Raw genomic sequence first — 22254 nt, 5'->3', positions numbered from 1 at the left:
AAAGGCGCACCGTGGCTCGAACCCGTCGGTAGTTACGGGCCACGGTGCATTTCCGGGGTCTTCCGACCGTGCACGATGTCACTCTGAGCCGACGGGAGAGGTAGGGTCGTAAGCGGTCGGGGACATCCCTAAAAGAATCTCGCCGGCGTCGAAACCCGGCGTACCTAACGAGGAGATCGGTTCGTGACGATCCGCGTAGGCATCAACGGCTTTGGCCGCATCGGTCGCAACTACTTCCGCGCGCTCCTTGAGCAGGGTGCCGACATCGAGATCGTGGCTGTCAACGACCTGGGTGACACTGCGACCACGGCTCACCTGCTGAAGTACGACACCATTCTGGGTCGCCTCAAGGCCGAGGTCACCCACACCGCCGACACCATCACCGTCGACGGCCACACCATCAAGGTGCTCTCCGAGCGCAACCCGGCCGACATCCCCTGGGGCAAGCTGGGCGTCGACATCGTCATCGAGTCGACCGGCATCTTCACCAAGAAGGCGGACGCCGAGAAGCACATCGCCGGCGGCGCGAAGAAGGTCCTCATCTCGGCTCCGGCCAAGGACGAGGACATCACCATCGTGATGGGTGTCAACCAGGACAAGTATGAGCCGGCCAACCACCACGTCATCTCCAACGCCTCCTGCACCACCAACTGCGTGGCGCCGATGGCGAAGGTGCTCGACGAGAACTTCGGCATCGTCAAGGGTCTGATGACCACGGTCCACGCATACACCAACGACCAGCGCATCCTGGACTTCCCCCACTCCGACCTGCGCCGCGCCCGCGCCGCCGCGGAGAACATCATTCCGACCACGACCGGTGCCGCGAAGGCCACCGCCCTGGTCCTGCCGAAGCTCAAGGGCAAGCTGGACGGCATCGCCATGCGCGTGCCGGTCCCGACCGGCTCCGCCACCGACCTGGTCGTCCAGCTCGAGCGCGAGGTCACCAAGGACGAGGTCAACGCCGCGTTCAAGAAGGCCGCCGACGGCGAGCTCAAGGGCATCCTGTACTACACCGAGGACCCGATCGTCTCCTCGGACATCGTCAGCGACCCGGCCTCCTGCACCTTCGACTCCTCCCTGACCATGGTCCAGGAGGGCAACTCGGTGAAGATCCTCGGCTGGTACGACAACGAGTGGGGCTACTCCAACCGCCTCGTCGACCTGACCGTCTTCGTCGGCGGTCAGCTCTAAACCACCGGGGCAGGCACCTCGATGTGAGCGCAGGGCTCGGACAGCGCGATGATGCGCTGTACGAGCCCTGCGGCTTGTGTTGACCTTCTGAACTTTCAAGGAGTCACCAACCAGATGAAGACGATCGACGAACTTCTCGCGGAAGGCGTCACGGGCAAGCGCGTATTCGTCCGCGCCGACCTGAACGTGCCGCTCGAGGGCACCACCATCACCGACGACGGCCGCATCCGCGCCGTCGCGCCCACCGTCGCCAAGCTCGCCGAGGCCGGCGCCCGCGTGATCGTCGCCTCCCACCTCGGCCGCCCCAAGGGCGCCCCCGACCCGGCGTTCTCCCTCGCCCCGGCCGCCGCCCGGCTCGGCGAGATCCTCGGCGCCGACGTGGCGTTCGCGACCGACACCGTCGGCGAGTCCGCCAAGACCGTCGTCGCCGCCCTCACCGACGGCCAGGTGGCCGTCGTCGAGAACCTCCGCTTCAACGCCGGTGAGACCTCGAAGGACGACGCCGAGCGCGGCGCCTTCGCCGACCAGCTCGCCGAGCTCGCCGACCTGTACGTCGGCGACGGCTTCGGCGCGGTCCACCGCAAGCACGCCTCGGTCTTCGACCTGCCGGCCCGCCTGCCCCACGCCGCCGGCTACCTGATCGCCACCGAGGTCGGCGTCCTCAAGAAGCTCACCGAGGACGTCCGCCGGCCGTACGTCGTCGTCCTCGGCGGCGCCAAGGTCTCCGACAAGCTCGGCGTCATCGACCACCTCCTCGAGAAGGCCGACCGCATCCTCGTCGGCGGCGGCATGGCGTACACCTTCCTCAAGGCCAAGGGCCACGAGGTCGGCATCTCGCTGCTCCAGGAGGACCAGATCCCCGCCTGCCTGGACTACCTCGCCCGCGCCGAGAAGCGCGGCGTGGAGTTCGTGCTCCCCCTCGACGTCCTGGTCTCGGCCGACTTCCCCGACCTGAAGACCAAGGCCCCGGCCAACCCTGAGCTCGTCGCCTCGGACGCCATCCCGGCCGACAAGGAGGGCCTGGACATCGGCCCGAAGACGCGCGAACTGTACGCCGCCAAGCTCGCCGACGCGGGCACCGTGTTCTGGAACGGCCCCATGGGCGTCTTCGAGCACCCCGACTACGCGAACGGCACCAAGGCCGTGGCGCAGGCCCTGGTGGACTCCGACGGCTTCACCGTCGTCGGCGGCGGCGACTCGGCCGCCGCCGTCCGCATCCTGGGCTTCGACGAGAACGCATTCGGCCACATCTCGACCGGTGGCGGCGCCAGCCTCGAATACCTCGAGGGCAAGACGCTTCCCGGCCTCGCCGCACTGGAGGACTGACCCTTTATGACCACCCGCACCCCGCTGATGGCGGGCAACTGGAAGATGAACCTCAACCACCTCGAGGCCATCGCCCACGTCCAGAAGCTCGCCTTCGCGCTCGCCGACAAGGACTACGACGCCGTCGAGGTCGCCGTCCTGCCGCCCTTCACCGACCTTCGGTCCGTCCAGACCCTGGTCGACGGCGACAAGCTGAAGATCAAGTACGGCGCCCAGGACATCTCGGCGCAGGACTCCGGCGCGTACACCGGCGAGATCTCCGGCCCCATGCTCGCCAAGCTGAAGTGCACGTACGTGGCCGTCGGCCACAGCGAGCGCCGCCAGTACCACCACGAGACGGACGAGATCTGCAACGCCAAGGTCAAGGCCGCCTTCAAGCACGGCCTGACCCCGATCCTCTGCGTCGGTGAGGGCCTGGACGTCCGCAAGGCCGGCCAGCAGGTCCCGCACACCCTGGCCCAGCTCGACGGCGGCCTGAAGGACATCCCCGCCGAGCAGGCCGAGACCGTCGTCATCGCCTACGAGCCCGTGTGGGCCATCGGCACCGGCGAGGTCGCCACCCCTGAGGACGCCCAGGAGGTCTGCGGGGCGATCCGCGGCCGGCTGGCGGAGCTGTACTCGCAGGAGCTGGCCGACAAGGTACGCATCCAGTACGGCGGCTCGGTCAAGGCGAACAACGTCGCCGCGATCATGGCGCAGCCGGATGTGGACGGCGCCCTGGTCGGCGGCGCGGCACTGGACGCCGACGAGTTCGTCAAGATCGTCCGCTTCCGCGACCAGTGAGGTCACCGGTCGGTAGACCGGTGAGTATGCGGTAGGACGGATCCGTCGTACCCTTGCGGGGGCCTGTGGCACACGGCACCGGACGCGGCTCACGCCGCACGGCCGAGCCCGGGCCCCCGTCGTCCGTTCGAAGTCCAGAGAATTGCCAGGAAGTAGGGTCCAGCCGTGGTTATGGGATTCTCGATCGCCCTGATCGTCTTCAGCGCGCTGCTGATGCTGCTGGTGCTGATGCACAAGGGGAAGGGCGGCGGTCTCTCCGACATGTTCGGTGGCGGCATGCAGTCCTCCGTCGGCGGTTCCTCGGTGGCCGAGCGCAACCTCGACCGCATCACCGTCGTGGTCGGTCTGCTGTGGTTCGCGTGCATTGTCGTACTTGCGCTCCTGATGAAGCTGGACAGCTGACCAGGAGCTTCCGCGTCCCGCGGCGGGGTGTAACTCCAATCACTGGACGCGCGTTGGGCCTTACGTAGACTGGGGCATCTTCGAGCACCATCACGCAGGGAGTTACGACCGTGGCAAGTGGCAACGCGATCCGGGGAAGCCGGGTCGGAGCGGGGCCGATGGGTGAGGCCGAGCGGGGCGAGTCCGCGCCGCGCCTGCGCATCTCCTTCTGGTGCTCGAACGGGCACGAGACGCAGCCGAGCTTCGCCAGCGACGCGCAGGTCCCCGACACCTGGGACTGCCCGCGCTGCGGCTTCCCCGCCGGACAGGACCGGGACAACCCACCGGCCCCGCCGCGCACCGAGCCGTACAAGACACACCTGGCGTACGTGCGGGAGCGCCGCAGCGACGCGGACGGTGAGGCGATCCTCGCCGAGGCACTCGCCAAACTCCGCGGCGAAATCTGAGAAGTGGACGAACGGGCCCTGCCCGCGATGTGAATTCGCGGGCGGGGCCGTTCTCTTAGGGGTGGGCGGCGCGCGGCGCCGCTGGCCGTGGGGGCGCGGCTGCCCCGGCGCCCCGGGCGCGGGATAAACGCGGCGCGCACCGCCGCTGCCGGTGGCAGCGGGGGCTTCCGTCGCGCGCGGCGGAGGCTCGCGGTACGCGGCCCGCGGCGGCCCGACCGCCCTCAGCAGCTGCCGGCGGCACTTGCGCCGCACGGCCCGTTGCCCGCGCCGTTGGAGCGCGGCGCCCGGCGCCCCGGGCGCGGGGTAAACGCGGCGCGCGGCGCCGCTGACGGTGGCAGCGCGGGCGTCCCTGGCGCGCGGCAGGCTCGCGCTCGCAGCCCCCAGCCGCCCGGGCGTCCCCAGCCGCTGCCCTTGGCACCCCCGCCGCACCGGCGTCCCGGGCGCGGACCCGGCGCCGCCCCCGGCGCGTGACGACCCGCCCCCGGCCGTCCCCGCGTCGTTGTCAGTGGCACCCCCTACCGTCGTGGGAGATCATCCGACCGCGCGGGGGGCAGCATGGCGACGACACAGGCACCGGCACCGGGCAGCCAGGCCGTGCCCGCCTGGCGAGGGGGGTTCGGGCGGCTTTGGGGCGCGGCTGTGGTTTCCAGTTTTGGGGACTCGTTGCGGAAGACCGCCCTGCCCCTGCTCGCCGCGACCCTTACCACCGACCCACTCCTCATCGCCGCCGTCACCGCCTGCGGGCAACTGCCCTGGCTGCTCTTCGGGCTTCTCGGCGGCACCCTCGCCGACCGGGTCGACCAACGGCGCGCCATGTGGGCCGTCGACGCCGTACGGGCCCTGTTGATGGGCGGCTTCGCCCTCGCCGTCGCCCTCGGGCACGCCTCCGTCGCACTGCTTCTGGCCGTCGCCTTCGCCCTCACCACCCTCCAGACCCTCTTCGACAACGCCGCCACCGCCCTGCTGCCGTCCCTGGTGCCCACCGAGACCCTCGCCGGCGCCAACGCCCGTCTGATGACCGGTCAGCAGATCGCCGGCGGGATCCTCGCCGCGCCTCTCGTGCCCGTCCTGCTCCTCGTCGGCGCGGCCATGCCGTACGCCACCGACGCCGCCACCTACCTCCTCGCCGCGCTCCTCATCGCCTCCCTGCGCCCCGAACCACCCGCCCGGCCCTCACGTCCCGCCGGAGCCACCCTCCGCGCCGACATGGCCGAAGGAATACGCGCCCTGCGGCGCGACGACACCCTGCGCCGGCTCTGCACCGCCACCACCCTCTGCAACATCGGCATGGGCGCGCTGATCGCCACCCTCGTCCTGCACGTCACCGGCTGGCTCTCCGCCGGGAACACCGGCTACGCCGCCGCCCTCACCGCCTACGCCGTCGGCGGCGTCGCCGGAGGAGCCCTCGCCCGCCGGATCGCCCAACGACTCGGCCGCATACGCACGGTGGTGCTGGCCGGCGCCCTCCAGGCCGGCTGTCTCCTGGCGATGGGCGCCGTCCAGGCGCTGTGGGTAACGATCGCGGCGATGGCGTTGTTCGGCTCCATGGGACTGGTGTGGAACGTCAACCAGGTGACGCTGATGCAGGAACGCAGCCCGGACGGGATGCTCGGCCGGATCAGCGCCGCCTTCCGCACGCTCGCCGTCGCCGGAGCGCCGCTCGGCGCCCTGGCGGCCGGCGCGGTGGCCGCGGCCTGGGGACCGAACACCCCCGCCCTGCTGGCGGCCGGGTGCTTCGCACTCGCCGTCGCGTCGTTGGCCCCGCTGAATCAATTAGGTTGGAGTGGCAGCGGGGCAAAGCAGACAGGTGAGAAAGAAGAAGTGGGCGATGTCCGAGATGAACACCGATAGCCGGGCCAGGCTCAACCAGACACCGGAGTGGGCCGCTCTCGGCAAGCACCGGGAGCAGCTGGGCGACACCCACCTGCGGGACCTGTTCGCCGCCGACAAGGAGCGCGGCAGCCGATACACCCTGCGGGTCGGCGACCTGTATCTCGACTACTCCAAGCACCTGGTGACCGACGAGACGCTCGCGCTGCTGCGCGAGCTGGCCGCCGCCACCAACGTCGCCGGGCTACGGGACGCCATGTTCCGCGGCGAGAAGATCAACACCACCGAGAACCGCGCGGTCCTGCACACCGCGCTGCGCGCCCCCCGTGACGCCGTGATCGACGTCGACGGCGAGAACGTCGTCCCCGGCGTACACGCCGTCCTCGACAAGATGGCCGCCTTCTCCGAGCGGGTCCGCTCCGGCACCTGGACCGGCCACACCGGAAAGCCCATCAAGAACATCGTCAACATCGGCATCGGCGGCTCCGATCTGGGCCCGGCGATGGCGTACGACGCACTGCGCTCCTTCACCCGCCGCGACCTGACGTTCCGTTTCGTCTCCAACGTCGACGGCGCCGACCTCCACGAGGCCGTCCACGACCTCGACCCGGCCGAGACGCTCTTCATCGTCGCCTCCAAGACCTTCACCACCATCGAGACCGTCACCAACGCAACCTCCGCCCGGACCTGGCTGCTCACCGGCCTCGACGCCGGCCAGGAAGCCGTCGCCAAGCACTTCGTGGCCCTGTCCACCAACGCCGGCAAGGTCCAGGACTTCGGCATCGACACGGCCAACATGTTCGAGTTCTGGGACTGGGTCGGCGGCCGCTACTCCTTCGACTCCGCCATCGGCCTCTCCCTGATGATCGCCATCGGCCCGGACCGGTTCCGCGAGATGCTCGACGGCTTCCACCTCGTCGACGAGCACTTCCGCACCGCGCCGCCCGAGGAGAACGCGCCCCTCCTGCTCGGCCTGCTCGGCATCTGGTACGGCGCGTTCTTCGACGCCCAGTCCCACGCCGTACTGCCGTACTCCCACTACCTGTCCAAGTTCACCGCCTACCTCCAGCAGCTCGACATGGAGTCCAACGGCAAGTCCGTGGACCGTGACGGCAACCCGGTCGACTGGCAGACCGGCCCCGTCGTCTGGGGCACCCCCGGCACCAACGGCCAGCACGCCTACTACCAGTTGATCCACCAGGGCACCAAGGTCATCCCCGCCGACTTCATCGGCTTCGCCCGCCCCGTCGGCGACCTCCAGCCAGGCCTGGTCGCCCAGCACGACCTGCTCATGGCCAACTTCTTCGCCCAGACCCAGGCACTCGCCTTCGGCAAGACCCCCGAGGAGGTACGCGCCGAAGGCGTCGCCGAGGAACTCGTCCCGCACAAGACGTTCCAGGGCAACCACCCCACCACCACCCTCCTCGCCGGCGAACTCACCCCCTCCGTCCTCGGCCAGCTCATCGCCCTCTACGAACACAAGGTCTTCGTCCAGGGCGCCGTCTGGAACATCGACTCCTTCGACCAGTGGGGCGTCGAACTCGGCAAGGTCCTCGCCAAGAAGATCGAACCGGTCCTGACCGAGGGCACCGGCGGCGACCAGCTCGACGGCTCCACCGCCACCCTCGCCGCCACCTACCGCGCCCTGCGCGGCAGGTAGTCCGATGACGGGGGAAGAAGCGGTGGGGGAGACCGTACGGCTCAGGCCGCCACGGCACACCCTGAACGAACGGGCCGTCGGCTGGTGGCGGGCACAGCTGCTGCTGACCACCGCCGCCCCGGTGGCTGTCCTCGCCGTCCTCGGCGCGTTCATCGGCCCCGCGCGGACCTGGCTGTTCGCCTCCGCCGCGGCCGTGGCCCTCGTCGGCCTCGCCGCCACCGCCTTCTTCCCCCACTGGTGGTACAAGGTCCACCGCTGGGAGGTCACCGACGACGCCGTCTACGTCCGCACGGGATACTTCCGGCAGGAATGGCGCATCGCCCCCATGTCCCGGATCCAGACCGTCGACACCGTCCGCGGCCCCCTCGAACAGACCTTCCGCCTCGCCACGGTGACCGTCACCACCGCCTCCGCCAAGGGCGCCCTGCGCATCGAGGGCCTCGACCACGAGACCGCCGCCGACCTCGCCGAGCGGCTCACCCGCATCACCCAGGCCACCCCCGGGGACGCCACATGACCCCCGCCGACGAGGACTGGCGGCGCCTCGACCGGCGTACGGCCCTCGTCACCGCCGCCGTCATGACCGGTGTCGCCGCCGGCGCCGCGCTCCCCGTCCTCCTCGCCCTCGCCGCCACCATGCCCCTGTGGCAGGCACTCCTGTGGGTCGCCGCCGGCGCCGCCCTCCTCATCGGCCTCAGCGCCGCCGGCGACCACATCCGCTGGCGCCGCACCCGCTACCGCATCGGCCCCGAACGCGCCGAACTCCACACCGGACTCCTCCTCACCACCCGCCGCTCCCTGGCCCGCGAACGCATCCGCAGCGTCGACCTCGTCGCCAACCCCCTCCTGCGCGTCCTCGGCCTCGTCAAGGTCCGCATCGGCACCGGCGAACACACCGGCGGCGCGTCCACCCTCGAACTAGACCCCGTCACCACGACCGAAGGCGAGCGGCTGCGCCGCCTCCTGCTCGACCGGCCGACCGCACCCGAACCCGGCCCCCACCACGGCACCCTCGCCGTCCTCGACCCCGCCTGGATCCGCTACGCCCCCGTCTCCTTCGTCGCCCCCCTCCTCGGCGGCGCAGCGGCCGGCGCGCTCATGCAGGTCAGCGAATGGTTCGGCGCCCAGCGCGACGTCATCGACTGGATAGGCGACCGCTTCCACGAAACGCCCCTCGGCTGGACCATCGCCGCCCTGGTCGCCGCCGCGCTCCTCGCCGGCACCCTCGGGGCGCTCGGCCTGTGGATCGAGATGTGGTGGAACTACCGCCTGGAGCGGGAACCCGGCGGCACCCTGCGCGTACGGCGCGGACTGTTCACCGCCCGCTCCCTCTCCCTCGAAGAACGCCGCCTGCGCGGCGTCGAACTCGTCGAACCCCTCGGCGTACGGGCCTTCGGCGCCGCCCGCGTCGACGCCGTCGCCACCGGCATCGTCAAGGACGAGCAGGACCAACACGGCGACCACAAAACCCTCCTGCCCGCCACCCCCCGAGCCACAGCCGACGACGTCGCCGCCCAGGTCCTGCGCGAACCCACGACCCCCACCGCCGCCCCGCTCACCCCCCACCCCCGCGCCGCCCGCTCCCGCCGCCTGCGCCGCGCCCTCGCCGCCGCCCTGCTCCCCGCCGCCACCCTCGCCGTCCTCGGCACGGCCCTCGACACCTCCGGGCTCCAGATCGCCGCGGCCCTGAGCGCCCTCGTCCTGACGGCGCCGGCCCTCCTGCTCGCCCTCGACGCCTACCGCAGCCTCGGCCACGCCACCACCGACGCCTACCTGATCGCCCGCTCCGGCACGCTCCGCCGCACCACGGTCGCCCTGCAACGCGGCGGTGTCATCGGCTGGACCATCCGCCAGTCCCTCTTCCAGCGCCGCGCCCACCTCCTCAGCATCACCGCCACCACGGCCGCCGGAGAAGGCGCCTACACCGTCCACGACGCCGGCGAGACCGAAGGCCTCACCTTCGCCGCCACCGCCGTCCCCGGCCTCCTCGAACCCTTCCTGGAACGCCGAGAACGCTGAACCGCGGCCGGCAGCGCCCATGACGAAGGCCCGGCCCACCTTCCAGTGGACCGGGCCTTCGCAACGGCATGACAGCGATCAGGCAGAGGCCGGCGGATACAGGCCCCTCGGCAGCAGCGAAGCCGCCGCCGCGTCCAGCAGCCACAGCGTGCGGGAGCGGCCCACCGCGCCCGCCGCCGGAGCCTGCACCGGGCCCGCGCCCGACAGGGCGAGCAGGGCCGCCTTCGCCTTGTCCTCGCCCGCCGCGAGCAGCCAGACCTCACGGGCCGCCCGGATCGCCGGGAACGTCAGCGAGATACGCGTCGGCGGCGGCTTCGGCGCGCCGTGCACCCCCACCACCGTCCGCTCGGTCTCACGAACCGCCGGCAACTCCGGAAACAGCGAGGCCACATGCGTGTCCGGGCCGACACCCAGCATCAGGACGTCGAACGTCGGCACCGGCCCATGGTCCTCAGGACCGGCCGCCGCGGCCAGCTCCTCCGCGTACGCGGCGGCGGCCGCGTCGGCGTCGGAGCCGTACGGACCGTCCGACGCGGGCATCGCGTGCACCCGCGCCGGATCCAGCGGCACACTGTCCAGCAGCGCCTCACGGGCCTGCGTGACATTACGCTCCGGATCGCCCTCCGGCAGGAACCGCTCGTCGCCCCACCACAGATCGAGCCGCGACCAGTCGATCGCGTCCCGCGCCGGAGCCGAACGCAGCGCGGCGAGCAGCCCGTTGCCGTTCCGGCCACCGGTCAGCACCACCGACGCCGAACCACGGGCGGCCTGCGCGTCCACGATCCGCGTGATCAGCCGGGCCGCCGCGGCCTGCGCCATCAGCTCCTTGTCGCGGTGGACGACGAGCTGCGGAGCACTCACTTCCCCGCCGCCTTCTTCGCCGGCGCCTTCTTCGGCGCGGGCGCCTCAGCCGCCGGCTCCGCCACGGGCGCCGGATCGGCCACCGGCGCCGGATCGGGCACGACGTCGGAGTGCGCACCCAGCCGGTCCACGCCGTACCGCAGCGCCGACGCGTACGTGTCGTCCGGGTCCAGCCGCCGCAGCTCCTCCGCGATCAGCTCCGCCGTCTCACGCCGCTTGAGCGCCACCGCACGGTCCGGCTGACCCTGGATCGACAGCGTCGCCAGCGAACCGTCCGCCCGGTCGAGCACGATCGGACCACAACTGGACTCGAGCCTTACGGCCGTCAGACCCGGTCCCGTCGACAGCGACCGCTTCACCGGGATCTTCAGCCGGTCCGCCAGCCACATCGCGAGCAGCTCCACGCTCGGGTTGAACTCCTCGCCCTCCACCTCGGCCCCGGTCACCTCACAGGTCACCTGGTCCAGGGCGGCCGCCAGCATCGAACGCCACGGCGTGATCCGCGTCCAGGACAGATCCGTGTCACCCGGCGTGTACGCCTCGGCGCGCGCGGCCAGCTCCTGCACCGGCTGCTCACAGGCGTACGCGTCGGTCACCCGGCGCTGCGCCAGCGCACCCAGCGGGTCGTTGGCCGGGTCGCTCGGCGCGTTCACCGGCCACCACACCACCACCGGAGCATCCGGCAGCAGCAGCGGCAGCACCACCGACTGGGCGTGGTTGATGACCTCGCCGTACAGCCGCAGCACCACCGTCTCACCGGTGGACGCGTCCGCGCCCAGCCGCACCTCGGCATCCAGCCGGGCCTTGGCCCGGTCGCGCGCCGAACGCGCGGCCCGCTTGATGACCACCAGCGTCCGCGAAGGATGCTCGCGGGACGCGTCGTTGGCGGCCCTCAGCGCGTCGTACGCGTTCTCCTCGTCGGTCACGATGACAAGGGTCAGCACCATGCCGACGGCCGGCGTGCCGATCGCCCGCCGCCCCAGCACCAGCGCCTTGTTGATCTTGCTTGACGTGGTGTCCGTCAGGTCGGTCTTCATGGCCGGCGCCAGCTCCGTCCGTCTCGTGCGAGCATTTCGTCCGCCTCGACCGGACCCCAGGTGCCCGCCTGATACTGCGCGGGCTTGCCGTGCGCGTCCCAGTACTGCTCGATCGGGTCGAGGATCTTCCAGGACAGCTCGACCTCCTCGACCCGCGGGAAGAGGTTGGAGTCACCCAGCAGCACATCGAGGATGAGCCGCTCGTACGCCTCCGGGCTCGACTCGGTGAACGACTCGCCGTACGCGAAGTCCATCGAGACGTCCCGGACCTCCATCTGCGTCCCCGGCACCTTCGAACCGAAGCGCAGTGTCACACCCTCGTCCGGCTGCACCCGGATCACCAGGGCGTTGTGCCCCAGCTCCTCGGTGGCCGTGTGGTCGAAGGGGGAGTGCGGAGCCCGCTGGAAGACCACCGCGATCTCGGTGACCCGCCGGCCAAGACGCTTGCCGGTCCGCAGATAGAACGGAACCCCCGCCCAACGCCGGTTGTCGATCTCCAGCTTGATCGCCGCGTAGGTGTCCGTCTTCGACCGGGGGTCGATGCCGTCCTCCTGCAGATAGCCGACGGCCTTCTCGCCGCCCTGCCATCCCGCCGCGTACTGCGCCCGCACCGTGCTGCTGCCCAGGTCCTTCGGCAGCTTCACCGCGCCGAGCACCTTCGTCTTCTCCGCCGCCAGCGCGTCCGCGTCGAAGGAGGCGGGCTCCTCCATCGCGGTCAGCGCCAGCAGCTGGAGCAGGTGGTTCTGGATGACGTCACGGGCCGCGCCGATACCGTCGTAGTAGCCGGCCCGGCCGCCGATGCCGATGTCCTCGGCCATCGTGATCTGGACATGGTCGACGTACGACCGGTTCCACAGCGGCTCGAACAGCGTGTTGGCGAACCGGAGCGCCAGGATGTTCTGGACGGTCTCCTTGCCCAGATAGTGGTCGATCCGGAAGACCTCGTTGGGCGGAAAGACCTCGTGGACGACCTCGTTCAGCTCCTTGGCGGAGGCCAGGTCATGACCGAACGGCTTCTCGATGACCGCGCGCCGCCACGACCCGTCCTTCTGGTCGGCCAGACCGTGCTTCTTCAGCTGCCGCACGACCTTGGGGAAGAACTTCGGCGGCACCGACAGGTAGAAGGCGAAATTGCCGCCCGTGCCCTGCGCCTTGTCCAGCTCCTCGATCGTCGTCTTGAGCTGGTCGAAGGCGTCGTCGTCGTCGAAGTCGCCCTGGACGAAGCGCATCCCCTGGCTGAGCTGCTGCCACACCTCCTCCCGGAACGGCGTGCGCGCATGCTGCTTGACGGCGTCGTGGACCTCCTGCGCGAAGTCCTCGTCCTGCCACTCCCGGCGGGCGAAGCCGATCAGCGCGAAGCCCGGCGGCAGCAGACCGCGGTTGGCCAGGTCGTACACCGCGGGCATCAGCTTTTTACGGGACAAATCGCCCGTGACGCCAAAGATCACCAGGCCCGACGGCCCCGCGATACGCGGGAGCCGTCGGTCTGCGGCGTCACGAAGCGGATTCGCTTCATGAACAGCGGTCAAGGTGTCACGCCTCCGAAGGTGCGGACGGCGCAAGGCGCTTCAGCTCCGCCTCGGTCGACTCGAGCAGGTCGTTCCAGGACGCCTCGAACTTCTCGACGCCCTCGTCCTCCAGCAGCCGCACCACGTCGTCGTACGAGATACCCAGCTTCTCGATCGCGGCGAGCTCGCCACGCGACTGCTCGTACGTACCCCGCACCGTGTCACCGGTGACCTCACCGTGGTGCGCGGTGGCCTCCAGCGTGCCCTCCGGCATCGTGTTCACCGTGCCCGGCGCCACCAGGTCCACCACGTACAGCGTGTCCTTGTACCGCGGGTCCTTGACGCCCGTCGAAGCCCACAGCGGACGCTGCTTGTTGCCCTGCGCCTTGTCCAGCGCCGCCCACCGCTCCGAGGGCTGAGTCGATTTGTCGGCAGAGCCGAACACCGCCTCGTACGCCTCGTACGCCAGCCGGGCGTTGGCCAGCGCGGCCTTGCCCTTCAGCTCCTTGGCCTCGGCCGTACCCACCGCGTCCAGACGCTTGTCGATCTCCGAGTCCACCCGGGACACGAAGAACGACGCCACCGAATGAATCTTCGACAGATCCAGACCGCGCGACTTCGCCTTCTCCAGACCCGCCAGGTACGCGTCCATCACCGCGCGGTACCGCTCCAGCGAGAAGATCAGCGTCACATTCACGCTGATCCCCAGACCGATCACCTCGGTGATCGCCGGCAGACCCGCCTTCGTCGCCGGAATCTTGATCAGCGTGTTCGGCCGGTCCACCAGCCACGCCAGCTGCTTCGCCTCGGCGATCGTCGCCGCCGTGTCATGCGCCAGCCGCGGGTCCACCTCGATGGACACCCGCCCGTCCTGACCGTCCGTCGCGTCGAAGACCGGTCGCAGGATGTCGGCGGCGTCCCTCACGTCAGCCGTCGTGATCATGCGAATGGCCTCGTCCACCGTCACCTTGCGGGCAGCCAGGTCGGCGAGCTGCTGCTCGTACCCGTCACCCGACGAGATGGCCTTCTGGAAGATCGACGGATTCGTCGTGACACCCACGACATGCTGCTGATCGATCAGCTCCGCCAGGTTGCCCGACGTGATCCGCTTACGCGACAGGTCGTCCAGCCAGATCGCGACGCCTTCGTCGGAGAGGCGCTTGAGTGCGTCTGTCATGAGAGTTGCATCTCCATTAAGTCGTACGTATACGGCGTCAGCGCGCCGCGGCAGCCAGAGATTCCCGAGCGGCGGCCGCAACCGCGTCGGCCGTGAAGCCGAACTCACGGAACAGCACCTTCGCGTCCGCCGACGCACCGAAGTGCTCCAGCGACACGATGCGACCCGCGTCACCCACATAGCGGTGCCAGGTCAGACCCACACCGGCCTCCACCGCCACCCGCGCCTTCACCGACGGCGGCAGCACACTGTCCTTGTAGGACTGGTCCTGCTCCTCGAACCACTCCACCGACGGCATCGACACCACCCGCGTCGGCACACCGGCCGCCTGCAGCTGCTCCCGCGCCTCCACGGCCAGGTGCACCTCCGAGCCCGTACCGATCAGCACGACCTCAGGAGCACCGCCCTCGGCCTCGAACAGGACATAACCACCCTTGGCCGCGTCCTCGTTCGGCGCGTACGTCGGCACACCCTGACGGGTGAGCGCCAGACCGTGCGGAGCACCCTTGCCGAACACCTTCGTGTGACGCTTGAGGATCTCCCGCCACGCGATCGCCGTCTCGTTCGCGTCCGCCGGACGAACCACGTTCAGACCCGGAATCGCCCGCAGCGACGCGAGGTGCTCCACCGGCTGGTGCGTCGGACCGTCCTCGCCCAGACCGATCGAGTCATGCGTCCAGACGTACGTCACCGGCAGGTGCATCAGCGCCGACAGCCGCACCGCGTTGCGCATGTAGTCCGAGAAGACCAGGAACGTACCGCCGTAGATCCGCGTGTGACCGTGCAGCGCGATGCCGTTCATCTCCGCGGCCATCGAGTGCTCACGGATACCGAAGTGGATCGTCCGCCCGTACGGGTCGGCCTCCGGCAGCGGGTTGCCCTCCGGCAGGAACGACGAACCCTTGTCGATGGTCGTGTTGTTCGAACCCGCCAGGTCCGCCGAACCACCCCACAGCTCCGGAATGATCGCGCCCAGCGCCTGCAGCACCTTGCCCGACGCGGCACGGGTGGCGACACCCTTGCCCGCCTCGAACACCGGCAGCTGCTTCTCCCAGCCCTCCGGCAGCTCATTGGCCTGGATACGGTCGAACTCCGCCGCCCGCTCCGCGTTGGCCGTACGCCACGCCGCCAGCGACTTCTCCCACTCGCCCCGCACCTCACGGCCACGGTCCAGCAGACCCCGCGTGTGCCCCAGGACCTCGTCGGAGACCTCGAAGGTCTTCTCCGGGTCGAAGCCCAGCACCCGCTTGGTCGCCGCGACCTCCTCGTCGCCCAGCGCCGAGCCGTGCGCGGCCTCGGTGTTCTGCGCATTCGGCGCCGGCCAGGCGATGATCGAACGCATCGCGATGAACGACGGACGCTCCGTCTCCGCCTCCGCCGCCCGGATCGCCGCGTACAGCGCGGCCGGGTCCAGGTCGCCGTTCTCCTGCGGCTCCACACGCTGGACATGCCAGCCGTAGGCCTCGTACCGCTTCAGCGTGTCCTCGGACACCGCCGTCTCGGTGTCGCCCTCGATCGAGATGTGGTTGTCGTCCCACAGCATGATCAGGTTGCCGAGCTTCTGGTGCCCGGCCATCGAGGACGCCTCCGCGGAGATGCCCTCCTGCAGACAGCCGTCACCGGCGATCACATAGATGTGGTGGTCGAACGGCGACTGGCCGGCCGCGGCGTCCGGATCGAACAGGCCACGCTCGTACCGAGCGGCCATCGCCATACCCACGGCGTTGGCGACACCCTGGCCCAGCGGACCCGTGGTCGTCTCCACACCGGCCGTGTGGCCGTACTCCGGATGACCCGGAGTCTTCGAACCCCAGGTACGGAACGCCTTGAGATCGTCCAGCTCCAGCCCGAACCCGCCGAGGTACAGCTGGGTGTACAGCGTCAGGGACGAGTGGCCCGCGGACAGAACGAAACGGTCGCGTCCGACCCAGTCCGGATCGGCCGGGTCGTGCCGCATCACCTTCTGGAAGAGGGTGTACGCGGCAGGCGCCAGGCTCATCGCCGTACCAGGATGGCCGTTGCCGACCTTCTGTACGGCGTCCGCGGCCAGGATGCGAGCGGTGTCCACGGCCCGCTGGTCCAACTCGGTCCACTCGAGCTCTGTGGTGGTCGGCTTGTTGCTCACCCTGAGTCAGGGCTCCTCTCCACATGTTCGAAACCCGGTGACTGAGGGCGCACCGGCGTTGTCGAGCCTACCCTTGCGTCAGCGCGCATCTTTTCGAGTGCATGCCTTGGGAAAAAGAAGACACAGCCAGAGTGCGGGCGACTGTGTCACTTCGCCTCCCGGGTCACCCCCCGGACCACCCCCAGTCGTCCGGAAGGTCACCCCCAGTCGCCTCCCGGCCGCCCCGCCGGGCCCACCCAACACGACCCCACCCCCGCGAAGATCGGCGTATGGGCAACGTCTAGAGTGGCGTGGTACGCGCAAGTATTTACCGGGCCTTCACACAGCGCCCGGGCAGCTTGCTGGGAATTCTCTGTCAGGGGTGTGCGTGACGGCCGTCGAGTCCCGACCCGCAGGGGTCGTCTTGACTCCCAGCCCGGGGGGCCATAGGCCATTCGGTGCCCGCGTCAAGGCATTCGTGGCGCTGACCAAGCCGCGGATCATCGAGCTGCTGCTCATCACCACCGTTCCGGTGATGTTCCTCGCCGAGCAAGGCGTGCCCAACCTCTGGCTGGTGCTCGCCACCTGCGTCGGTGGCTACCTCTCCGCCGGCGGCGCCAACGCGCTCAACATGTACATCGACCGGGACATCGACGCCCTGATGGACCGTACGTCCCAGCGCCCCCTGGTCACCGGCATGGTCTCGCCCCGCGAAGGCCTGGTCTTCGGCCTCACCCTCGCCGTGGTCTCCACGCTCTGGTTCGGCCTGCTCGTCAACTGGCTCTCCGCCGCCCTGTCGCTCGGCGCGCTCCTCTTCTACGTCGTCGTCTACACGATGATCCTCAAGCGCCGCACCGCCCAGAACATCGTCTGGGGCGGCATCGCCGGCTGCCTGCCCGTCCTCATCGGCTGGTCCGCCGTCACCAACTCGATGTCCTGGGCCGCCGTCATCCTCTTCATGGTCATCTTCTTCTGGACCCCGCCGCACTACTGGCCGCTGTCCATGAAGGTGAAGGAGGACTACGCCCGCGTCGGCGTCCCCATGCTCCCGGTCGTCGCAAGCAACAGGGTCGTCGCCCGCCAGATCGTCCTCTACAGCTGGGTCATGGTCGCCGTCTCCCTGCTGCTCCAGCCCCTCGGCTACACCGGCTGGTTCTACACCGCCGTCGCCCTCGCCACCGGCGGCTGGTGGCTGTGGGAGGCCCACGCCCTCCAGGCCCGCGCCAAGGCCGGCGCCACCGGCGCCAAGCTCAAGGAGATGCGGCTCTTCCACTGGTCCATCACCTACGTCTCGCTGCTCTTCGTCGCGGTCGCCGTGGACCCCTTCCTCCGCTAGCCGCACCCGGATTCCCCAGAGATTCCCCCGCACGGGCGGGTCACGTGGTCAAGGCCACGTGACCCGCCCGTCGCCAGTCGATCTACCCGTCGGTAGCATCCTGCTCATGGCAGACACCAAGCAGGCGGAAGACCAGGCGGCGGACGTCCGGCAGGCGGCGCGCGCCGAGCGCACGGCGGCCAAGCTCGCCAAGCGGATCACCGCGTTCTCCAAGCAGCACGGCGGCGCCGAAGGGCAGCTCGCCTACATCGGCCAGATGGGCACCCGCATCGTCCTCGTCGGCGAGGACGGCGGCTGGGGCGACGTCGTGGCCCCCACCCACACCATCGCGCGCAGCGCCGCCGAGAAGGCCGGCCTCACCCTCCACGACACCTTCGACGGCGACCTCGCCGCCAAGGTCGTCACGGGCCCGTACGAGTGGACCCGCATGGCCGGCATCCAGATCGGCGGCCCCGCGAACCCGCCCGCCGGCAACTGAGGCAACACCTCACACGGGGCTCACCCGTTAGGACGGGTGGAAACGCGTCCATCGCAGGGAGCCCCCCGAATGATCGACACCCCGACCCTGGTGGACCAGTACTGCCACGGGGTGCTCCGCACGGAGCTCGGCCTCGGCACCTTCGAGGCACACCTCGGCAGGACCGCCGGGCCACCCGCGCCCGGCACCACCTTCTTCGACACCCAGACCGGGTTCGCCGTACGACGCTGGTGCCCACCCCTGCTCGGCCTGGAACCCCACTGCCCGCCCGCCCGCTACCTGGCCCGACGGCGGGAACTGGGCGTCCTCGAATCAGGACGACGACTGCTGCGGGCGAGCGGCATCTCCACCTACCTGGTCGACACCGGACTGCCAGGCGACCTGACCGGGCCCGCCGAGATCGCCGCGACCGGCGCCGCCGAGGCCCATGAGCTCGTCCGCCTCGAACTCCTCGCCGAACAGGTCGCCGACACCTCCGGCACCGTCGACGCGCTCCTCGCCAACCTCGCCGAAGCCGTCCACGGCGCCGCCGCCTCCGCCGTCGCCTTCATCTCCGTCGCCGCCCTGCGCTGCGGCCTCTCCCTCGCCCCCGAACCCCCCGGACCGGGTGAGGTACGCGGCGCCGCCTCCCGCTGGCTCGCCCGCCGCCCCGTCGGCGGCCGGCTCACCGACCCCGTACTGCTACGGCACCTGCTGTGGATCGCCATCTCGTCCGGACGGCCGCTCCAGCTCCACGTCGGCATCGAAGACCCCACGCACCTGAGCGAATTCGCCGCCGCCACCAGCGGCCTCGGCGCCGAACTGATCCTGCTGCACGGCTACCCCTACCACCGCCAGGCCGCCCACCTCACCAGCGTCTTCCCGCACGTGTACGCCGACCTGGGCCCCGTCCTCGTCCAGACCGGGCCGCGGGCGGCCGCGATCCTCGCCGAAATCCTGGAACTGGCGCCCTTCGGCAAACTGCTCTTCTCCAGCGGCGCCCACGGCCTGCCGGAACTCCATGTGGTGGCGGCGAGCAGCTTCCGCGAAGCACTCGGCCGGGTGCTCGCGGAGTGGACGGGCGCGGGAGCGTGGTCACGTACGGACGCGCAGCGGGTGGCGGGGATGATCGCGGCGGGCAACGCCCGGCGGGTGTACGGACTCGCGACGGGTGACAACAGATGACGGATGACCGATGACGGGTGACAGATGTGGTCATCCGTCACCCGTCATCGGTCATCCGTCATCCGGCGTCACGCGTTGGTCAGCGCCGCGTCCGTCTGTGCCGGGATCTCCGCCTTCTCCACCGGCCGCTCCCGCAGGCTCAGCGCCAGCCGCAGCACCGCGATCCACATCAGCGAGGAGCCGAGCATGTGGAGACCCACGAGGACCTCGGGTACGTGGGTGAAGTACTGGGCGTAGCCGATGCCGCCCTGGAGCAGGACGACGATCAGCAGGTCACGGGCGCGCGCCCGGGTGTCGTCCGGGGCGTCCACGACGCGCAGCACCAGCCACATCGCCACGGCCAGGGCGCAGACCACCCAGGCGGCGATGGCGTGCACATGCGCGGCGACGGTCCAGTCCCAGGGCATGCGCGGGACGTCACTGCTGTCCCCGGCGTGCTTGCCGGAGCCAGTCACGGTGGTGCCGAGGACGATCAGGAGCGCCGAGACGCCGGTGATCGCCCACGACAGCTTGCGGACGGGGCCCGGCACCCGCGGCCGGGGCGCAGTGTCGCCCTCGCGGGTGCGCTGCCAGGTGAGGACGGCCGCGGTCAGCAGGGCATTGGCGGCGACGAAGTGGCCGGCCACGGTCCATGGGTTGAGCTCGAGCCGGACGGTGATGCCGCCGAGGACGGCGTTGAACACGACGAGCCAGAACTGGAGCCAGCCGAGCTGGGTCAGCCCGCGTCGCCACGGCTTGGTGGAGCGTGCCGCGACGATCGCCCAGCCGACGGCGGCCGACAGGACGTACGTCAGCATGCGGTTGCCGAACTCGATCGCCCCGTGGAGTCCCTGCTCGGGGGTGGCGAAGAGGCTGTCGTCCGTGCACTTGGGCCACGTGTCGCAGCCGAGGCCGGAGCCGGTGAGCCGGACCGCGCCGCCGGTGACGATGATGACGACGGTCATCACGACGGGTGCGAGCGCGGCACGCCGGACCGTGCGGGGGCTCGGGGTCCAGCGTCGGGCGATGGAGGCGAGGGGGTTCAACACGGCCCCTATCGTAGGCGCACGCTTGTGCGCGTTTTCACGAGGGGTCGATTTCGTACGATCCCGTGTCACAGCGCAAGCCCCGCGCCCCGGTGTCACTCCCAGCGGAACAGTTTCGCCGCCGCGCCCAGCCCGGCGGCGGCCCAGACGGCGAGGATGCCGAGATCGGCCCACGGCATCGCCGCCCCGTCCTGGAGGACGTCGCGCAGGCCGCCCGAGAGGGCGGAGATCGGCAGCATTTCCAGCAGGCCGCGGGCGGCGTCCGGGAACTTGTCCAGCGGTACGACCACCCCGCCGCCGACCAGCAGCAGCAGGAAGACCAGGTTCGCGGCGGCGAGTGTCGCCTCCGCCTTGAGCGTGCCCGCCATGAGCAGTCCGAGGCCGGAGAACGCGGCCGTGCCGAGGACGATCAGCAGCAGTACCGGCAGCGGGCCCCCCTGCGGGGACCAGCCGAGGCCCAGCGCGATCGCCGTCAGCAGCGCGATCTGGAGCACTTCGGTGACCAGCACGGCGAGCGTCTTCGCCGTCATCAGCGCCCAGCGCGGCAGCGGTGAGGCGCCGAGCCGCTTGAGGACTCCGTACCGCCGCTCGAAACCGGTGGCGATGGCCTGGCCGGTGAAGGCGGTGGACATCACGGCCAGCGCCAGCACTCCGGGCGCCAGGAAGTCCACCGGCCGCCCGTCGCCCGTGTCCACGATGTCGACGGTGGAGAAGAGGACGAGCAGCAGCGAGGGGATGACGACGGTGAGCAGCAGCTGTTCGCCGTTGCGCAGCAGCATCTTCGTCTCGAAGAGGGCCTGCGCGGCGATCATCCGGCCGACGGGGGCGGCGCCGGGGCGCGGGGTGTACGTTCCGGCGCTCATGCGCGCAGCTCCTTGCCGGTGAGCCCGAGGAAGACGTCTTCGAGGGAGTGGCGCTCCACGGAGATGCCGTCGGGCATCACGCCGTGCTGGGCGCACCAGCTGGTGACGGTGGCGAGCAGCTGTGGGTCGACTGTGCCGCTGATCCGGTACGCGCCTGGGGTCAGCTCGGCCGCGGCGGTGCCGTCCGGGAGCGCCTTGAGCAGGGAGCCCATGTCGAGGCCGGGGCGGCCGGTGAAGCGCAGGGTGTTCTCCGCGCCGCCGCGGCACAGCTCCTCTGGGGAACCCTGGGCGACGACCTTGCCCGCGTCGACGATGGCGACGTCGTCCGCGAGCGCCTCGGCCTCGTCCATGAAGTGGGTGGTCAGGACGGTGGAGACGCCGTCGGCGCGCAGTTCGCGTACGAGGTCCCAGGTGGAGCGGCGGGCCTGCGGGTCGAGGCCGGCGGTGGGCTCGTCGAGGAAGACCAGTTCGGGACGGCCGACCACGGCCATGGCGAGCGCGAGGCGCTGCTGCTGGCCGCCGGAGAGCCGGCGGTAGGTGGTGCGGCCGCAGGAGCCGAGACCGAGGCGCTCGATCAGGGCGTCCACGTCGAGCGGGTCGGCGTGGAGCTTGGCCATGTGGCGCAGCATCTCCTCGGCGCGGGCGCCGGAGTAGACGCCGCCGGACTGGAGCATCACGCCTATCCGGGGCCGCAGCCGGGCGGCGTCGGCGACCGGGTCGAGCCCGAGGACGCGGACGGTGCCCGCGTCGGGGCGCCGGTAGCCCTCGCAGGTCTCCACGGTGGTGGTCTTGCCGGCGCCGTTGGGGCCGAGGACGGCGGTGACCGTACCGGCGCGGACATCGAGGTCGAGGCCGTCGACGGCGGTCTTGGATCCGTACCGCTTGACCAGGCCCCGGACCTGGACGACGGACTCGTTGTTCATGCGGGGAAGTCTAAGGAGCCCGGGCGGGCGGCCGGGCGGCGGGGGAGAACCCGGGGGCCCAAGGGGCAGGAATGGCCTGAACTGGCACATGAGGCGCCTTCACATGGACCTGTCAAACCCT

The 22254-nt window shown here is 70.5% G+C and carries 20 protein-coding genes; 12 read left to right on the top strand and 8 right to left on the bottom strand.

What is annotated here, in order from left to right:
• The first annotated feature begins 183 nt into the window (after positions 1 to 183).
• The 9 genes from gap (at position 184) to ACZ7LT_RS00670 (ending at position 9657) form a co-directional block, all read left to right on the top strand.
• Complete coding sequence (gene gap / locus ACZ7LT_RS00710; protein ID WP_471232521.1) at positions 184 to 1191, top strand: type I glyceraldehyde-3-phosphate dehydrogenase; 1008 nt, start codon at positions 184 to 186, stop codon at positions 1189 to 1191.
• Positions 1192 to 1305: 114 nt separating this feature from the next.
• Positions 1306 to 2517, top strand: coding sequence for a phosphoglycerate kinase (locus tag ACZ7LT_RS00705; protein WP_471232519.1), 1212 nt, complete (start codon positions 1306 to 1308; stop codon positions 2515 to 2517).
• Positions 2518 to 2523: 6 nt separating this feature from the next.
• Positions 2524 to 3300, top strand: a complete 777-nt coding sequence (gene tpiA, locus ACZ7LT_RS00700; protein WP_471232517.1) for a triose-phosphate isomerase — start codon at positions 2524 to 2526, stop codon at positions 3298 to 3300.
• Positions 3301 to 3471: 171 nt separating this feature from the next.
• On the top strand, positions 3472 to 3702 hold the full coding sequence (gene secG / locus ACZ7LT_RS00695) for a preprotein translocase subunit SecG (protein ID WP_214914469.1): 231 nt from the start codon (positions 3472 to 3474) through the stop codon (positions 3700 to 3702).
• Between the two features lie 110 nt (positions 3703 to 3812).
• Entirely contained in the window at positions 3813 to 4148 is a 336-nt protein-coding gene (locus ACZ7LT_RS00690; RefSeq protein WP_010352468.1) for an RNA polymerase-binding protein RbpA, read from the top strand.
• Positions 4149 to 4703: 555 nt separating this feature from the next.
• Entirely contained in the window at positions 4704 to 5999 is a 1296-nt protein-coding gene (locus ACZ7LT_RS00685) for an MFS transporter (protein ID WP_471232515.1), read from the top strand.
• On the top strand, positions 5986 to 7638 hold the full coding sequence (gene pgi / locus ACZ7LT_RS00680; protein WP_471234747.1) for a glucose-6-phosphate isomerase: 1653 nt from the start codon (positions 5986 to 5988) through the stop codon (positions 7636 to 7638). The genes ACZ7LT_RS00685 and pgi overlap by 14 nt, the downstream gene beginning before the upstream one ends.
• A gap of 4 nt (positions 7639 to 7642) precedes the next feature.
• Positions 7643 to 8155 carry a PH domain-containing protein gene (locus tag ACZ7LT_RS00675; RefSeq protein WP_471232513.1) on the top strand — a complete coding sequence of 171 codons (513 nt, stop codon included), beginning with the start codon at positions 7643 to 7645 and terminating at the stop codon, positions 8153 to 8155.
• On the top strand, positions 8152 to 9657 hold the full coding sequence (locus tag ACZ7LT_RS00670; protein WP_471232511.1) for a PH domain-containing protein: 1506 nt from the start codon (positions 8152 to 8154) through the stop codon (positions 9655 to 9657). The genes ACZ7LT_RS00675 and ACZ7LT_RS00670 overlap by 4 nt, the downstream gene beginning before the upstream one ends.
• 78 nt (positions 9658 to 9735) lie before the next feature.
• Here the strand turns inward: ACZ7LT_RS00670 and pgl are convergent, their stop codons facing one another.
• The 5 genes from pgl to tkt are packed head-to-tail and all read right to left on the bottom strand — an operon-like array spanning position 9736 to position 16365.
• Positions 9736 to 10518: a 6-phosphogluconolactonase gene (gene pgl, locus ACZ7LT_RS00665; protein ID WP_471232510.1), complete on the bottom strand. Its 783-nt coding sequence runs from the start codon at positions 10516 to 10518 to the stop codon at positions 9736 to 9738.
• Entirely contained in the window at positions 10515 to 11555 is a 1041-nt protein-coding gene (gene opcA / locus ACZ7LT_RS00660; protein ID WP_471232509.1) for a glucose-6-phosphate dehydrogenase assembly protein OpcA, read from the bottom strand. Before opcA ends, pgl begins: the two co-directional genes overlap by 4 nt.
• Positions 11552 to 13084, bottom strand: coding sequence for a glucose-6-phosphate dehydrogenase (gene zwf / locus ACZ7LT_RS00655; RefSeq protein WP_471232508.1), 1533 nt, complete (start codon positions 13082 to 13084; stop codon positions 11552 to 11554). The genes opcA and zwf overlap by 4 nt, the downstream gene beginning before the upstream one ends.
• A 4-nt stretch (positions 13085 to 13088) precedes the next feature.
• Positions 13089 to 14240, bottom strand: coding sequence for a transaldolase (tal, locus tag ACZ7LT_RS00650; RefSeq protein WP_471232507.1), 1152 nt, complete (start codon positions 14238 to 14240; stop codon positions 13089 to 13091).
• A 37-nt stretch (positions 14241 to 14277) separates the two neighbouring features.
• Positions 14278 to 16365, bottom strand: coding sequence for a transketolase (tkt, locus tag ACZ7LT_RS00645; protein ID WP_471232506.1), 2088 nt, complete (start codon positions 16363 to 16365; stop codon positions 14278 to 14280).
• Positions 16366 to 16732: 367 nt separating this feature from the next.
• On the opposite strand from tkt, the gene ACZ7LT_RS00640 reads away from it, so the two are divergent.
• The 3 genes from ACZ7LT_RS00640 (at position 16733) to ACZ7LT_RS00630 (ending at position 19322) form a co-directional block, all read left to right on the top strand.
• Complete coding sequence (locus ACZ7LT_RS00640; protein ID WP_471232505.1) at positions 16733 to 17680, top strand: heme o synthase; 948 nt, start codon at positions 16733 to 16735, stop codon at positions 17678 to 17680.
• A 106-nt stretch (positions 17681 to 17786) separates the two neighbouring features.
• A complete protein-coding gene (locus ACZ7LT_RS00635) occupies positions 17787 to 18158 on the top strand; it encodes a hypothetical protein (protein WP_471232504.1) in 372 nt (123 codons plus the stop codon).
• 69 nt (positions 18159 to 18227) lie between these two features.
• Positions 18228 to 19322: an amidohydrolase family protein gene (locus ACZ7LT_RS00630; protein ID WP_471232502.1), complete on the top strand. Its 1095-nt coding sequence runs from the start codon at positions 18228 to 18230 to the stop codon at positions 19320 to 19322.
• Between the two features lie 68 nt (positions 19323 to 19390).
• Here the strand turns inward: ACZ7LT_RS00630 and ACZ7LT_RS00625 are convergent, their stop codons facing one another.
• The 3 genes from ACZ7LT_RS00625 to ACZ7LT_RS00615 form a co-directional block, all read right to left on the bottom strand.
• Positions 19391 to 20359, bottom strand: a complete 969-nt coding sequence (locus ACZ7LT_RS00625; RefSeq protein ID WP_471234746.1) for a COX15/CtaA family protein — start codon at positions 20357 to 20359, stop codon at positions 19391 to 19393.
• 83 nt (positions 20360 to 20442) lie between these two features.
• A complete protein-coding gene (locus ACZ7LT_RS00620; protein ID WP_471232501.1) occupies positions 20443 to 21210 on the bottom strand; it encodes an ABC transporter permease in 768 nt (255 codons plus the stop codon).
• The gene (locus ACZ7LT_RS00615; protein ID WP_471232499.1) at positions 21207 to 22133 is read right to left on the bottom strand and encodes an ABC transporter ATP-binding protein; all 927 of its coding nucleotides are present in this window, start codon (positions 22131 to 22133) and stop codon (positions 21207 to 21209) included. Before ACZ7LT_RS00615 ends, ACZ7LT_RS00620 begins: the two co-directional genes overlap by 4 nt.
• Positions 22134 to 22254 lie beyond the last annotated feature (121 nt).

This window comes from Streptomyces sp. NPDC039465, from assembly GCF_055639315.1.
The sequence above is the reverse complement of the archived record's forward strand: the minus strand, read 5'-3'. Positions and strand labels throughout refer to the sequence as shown.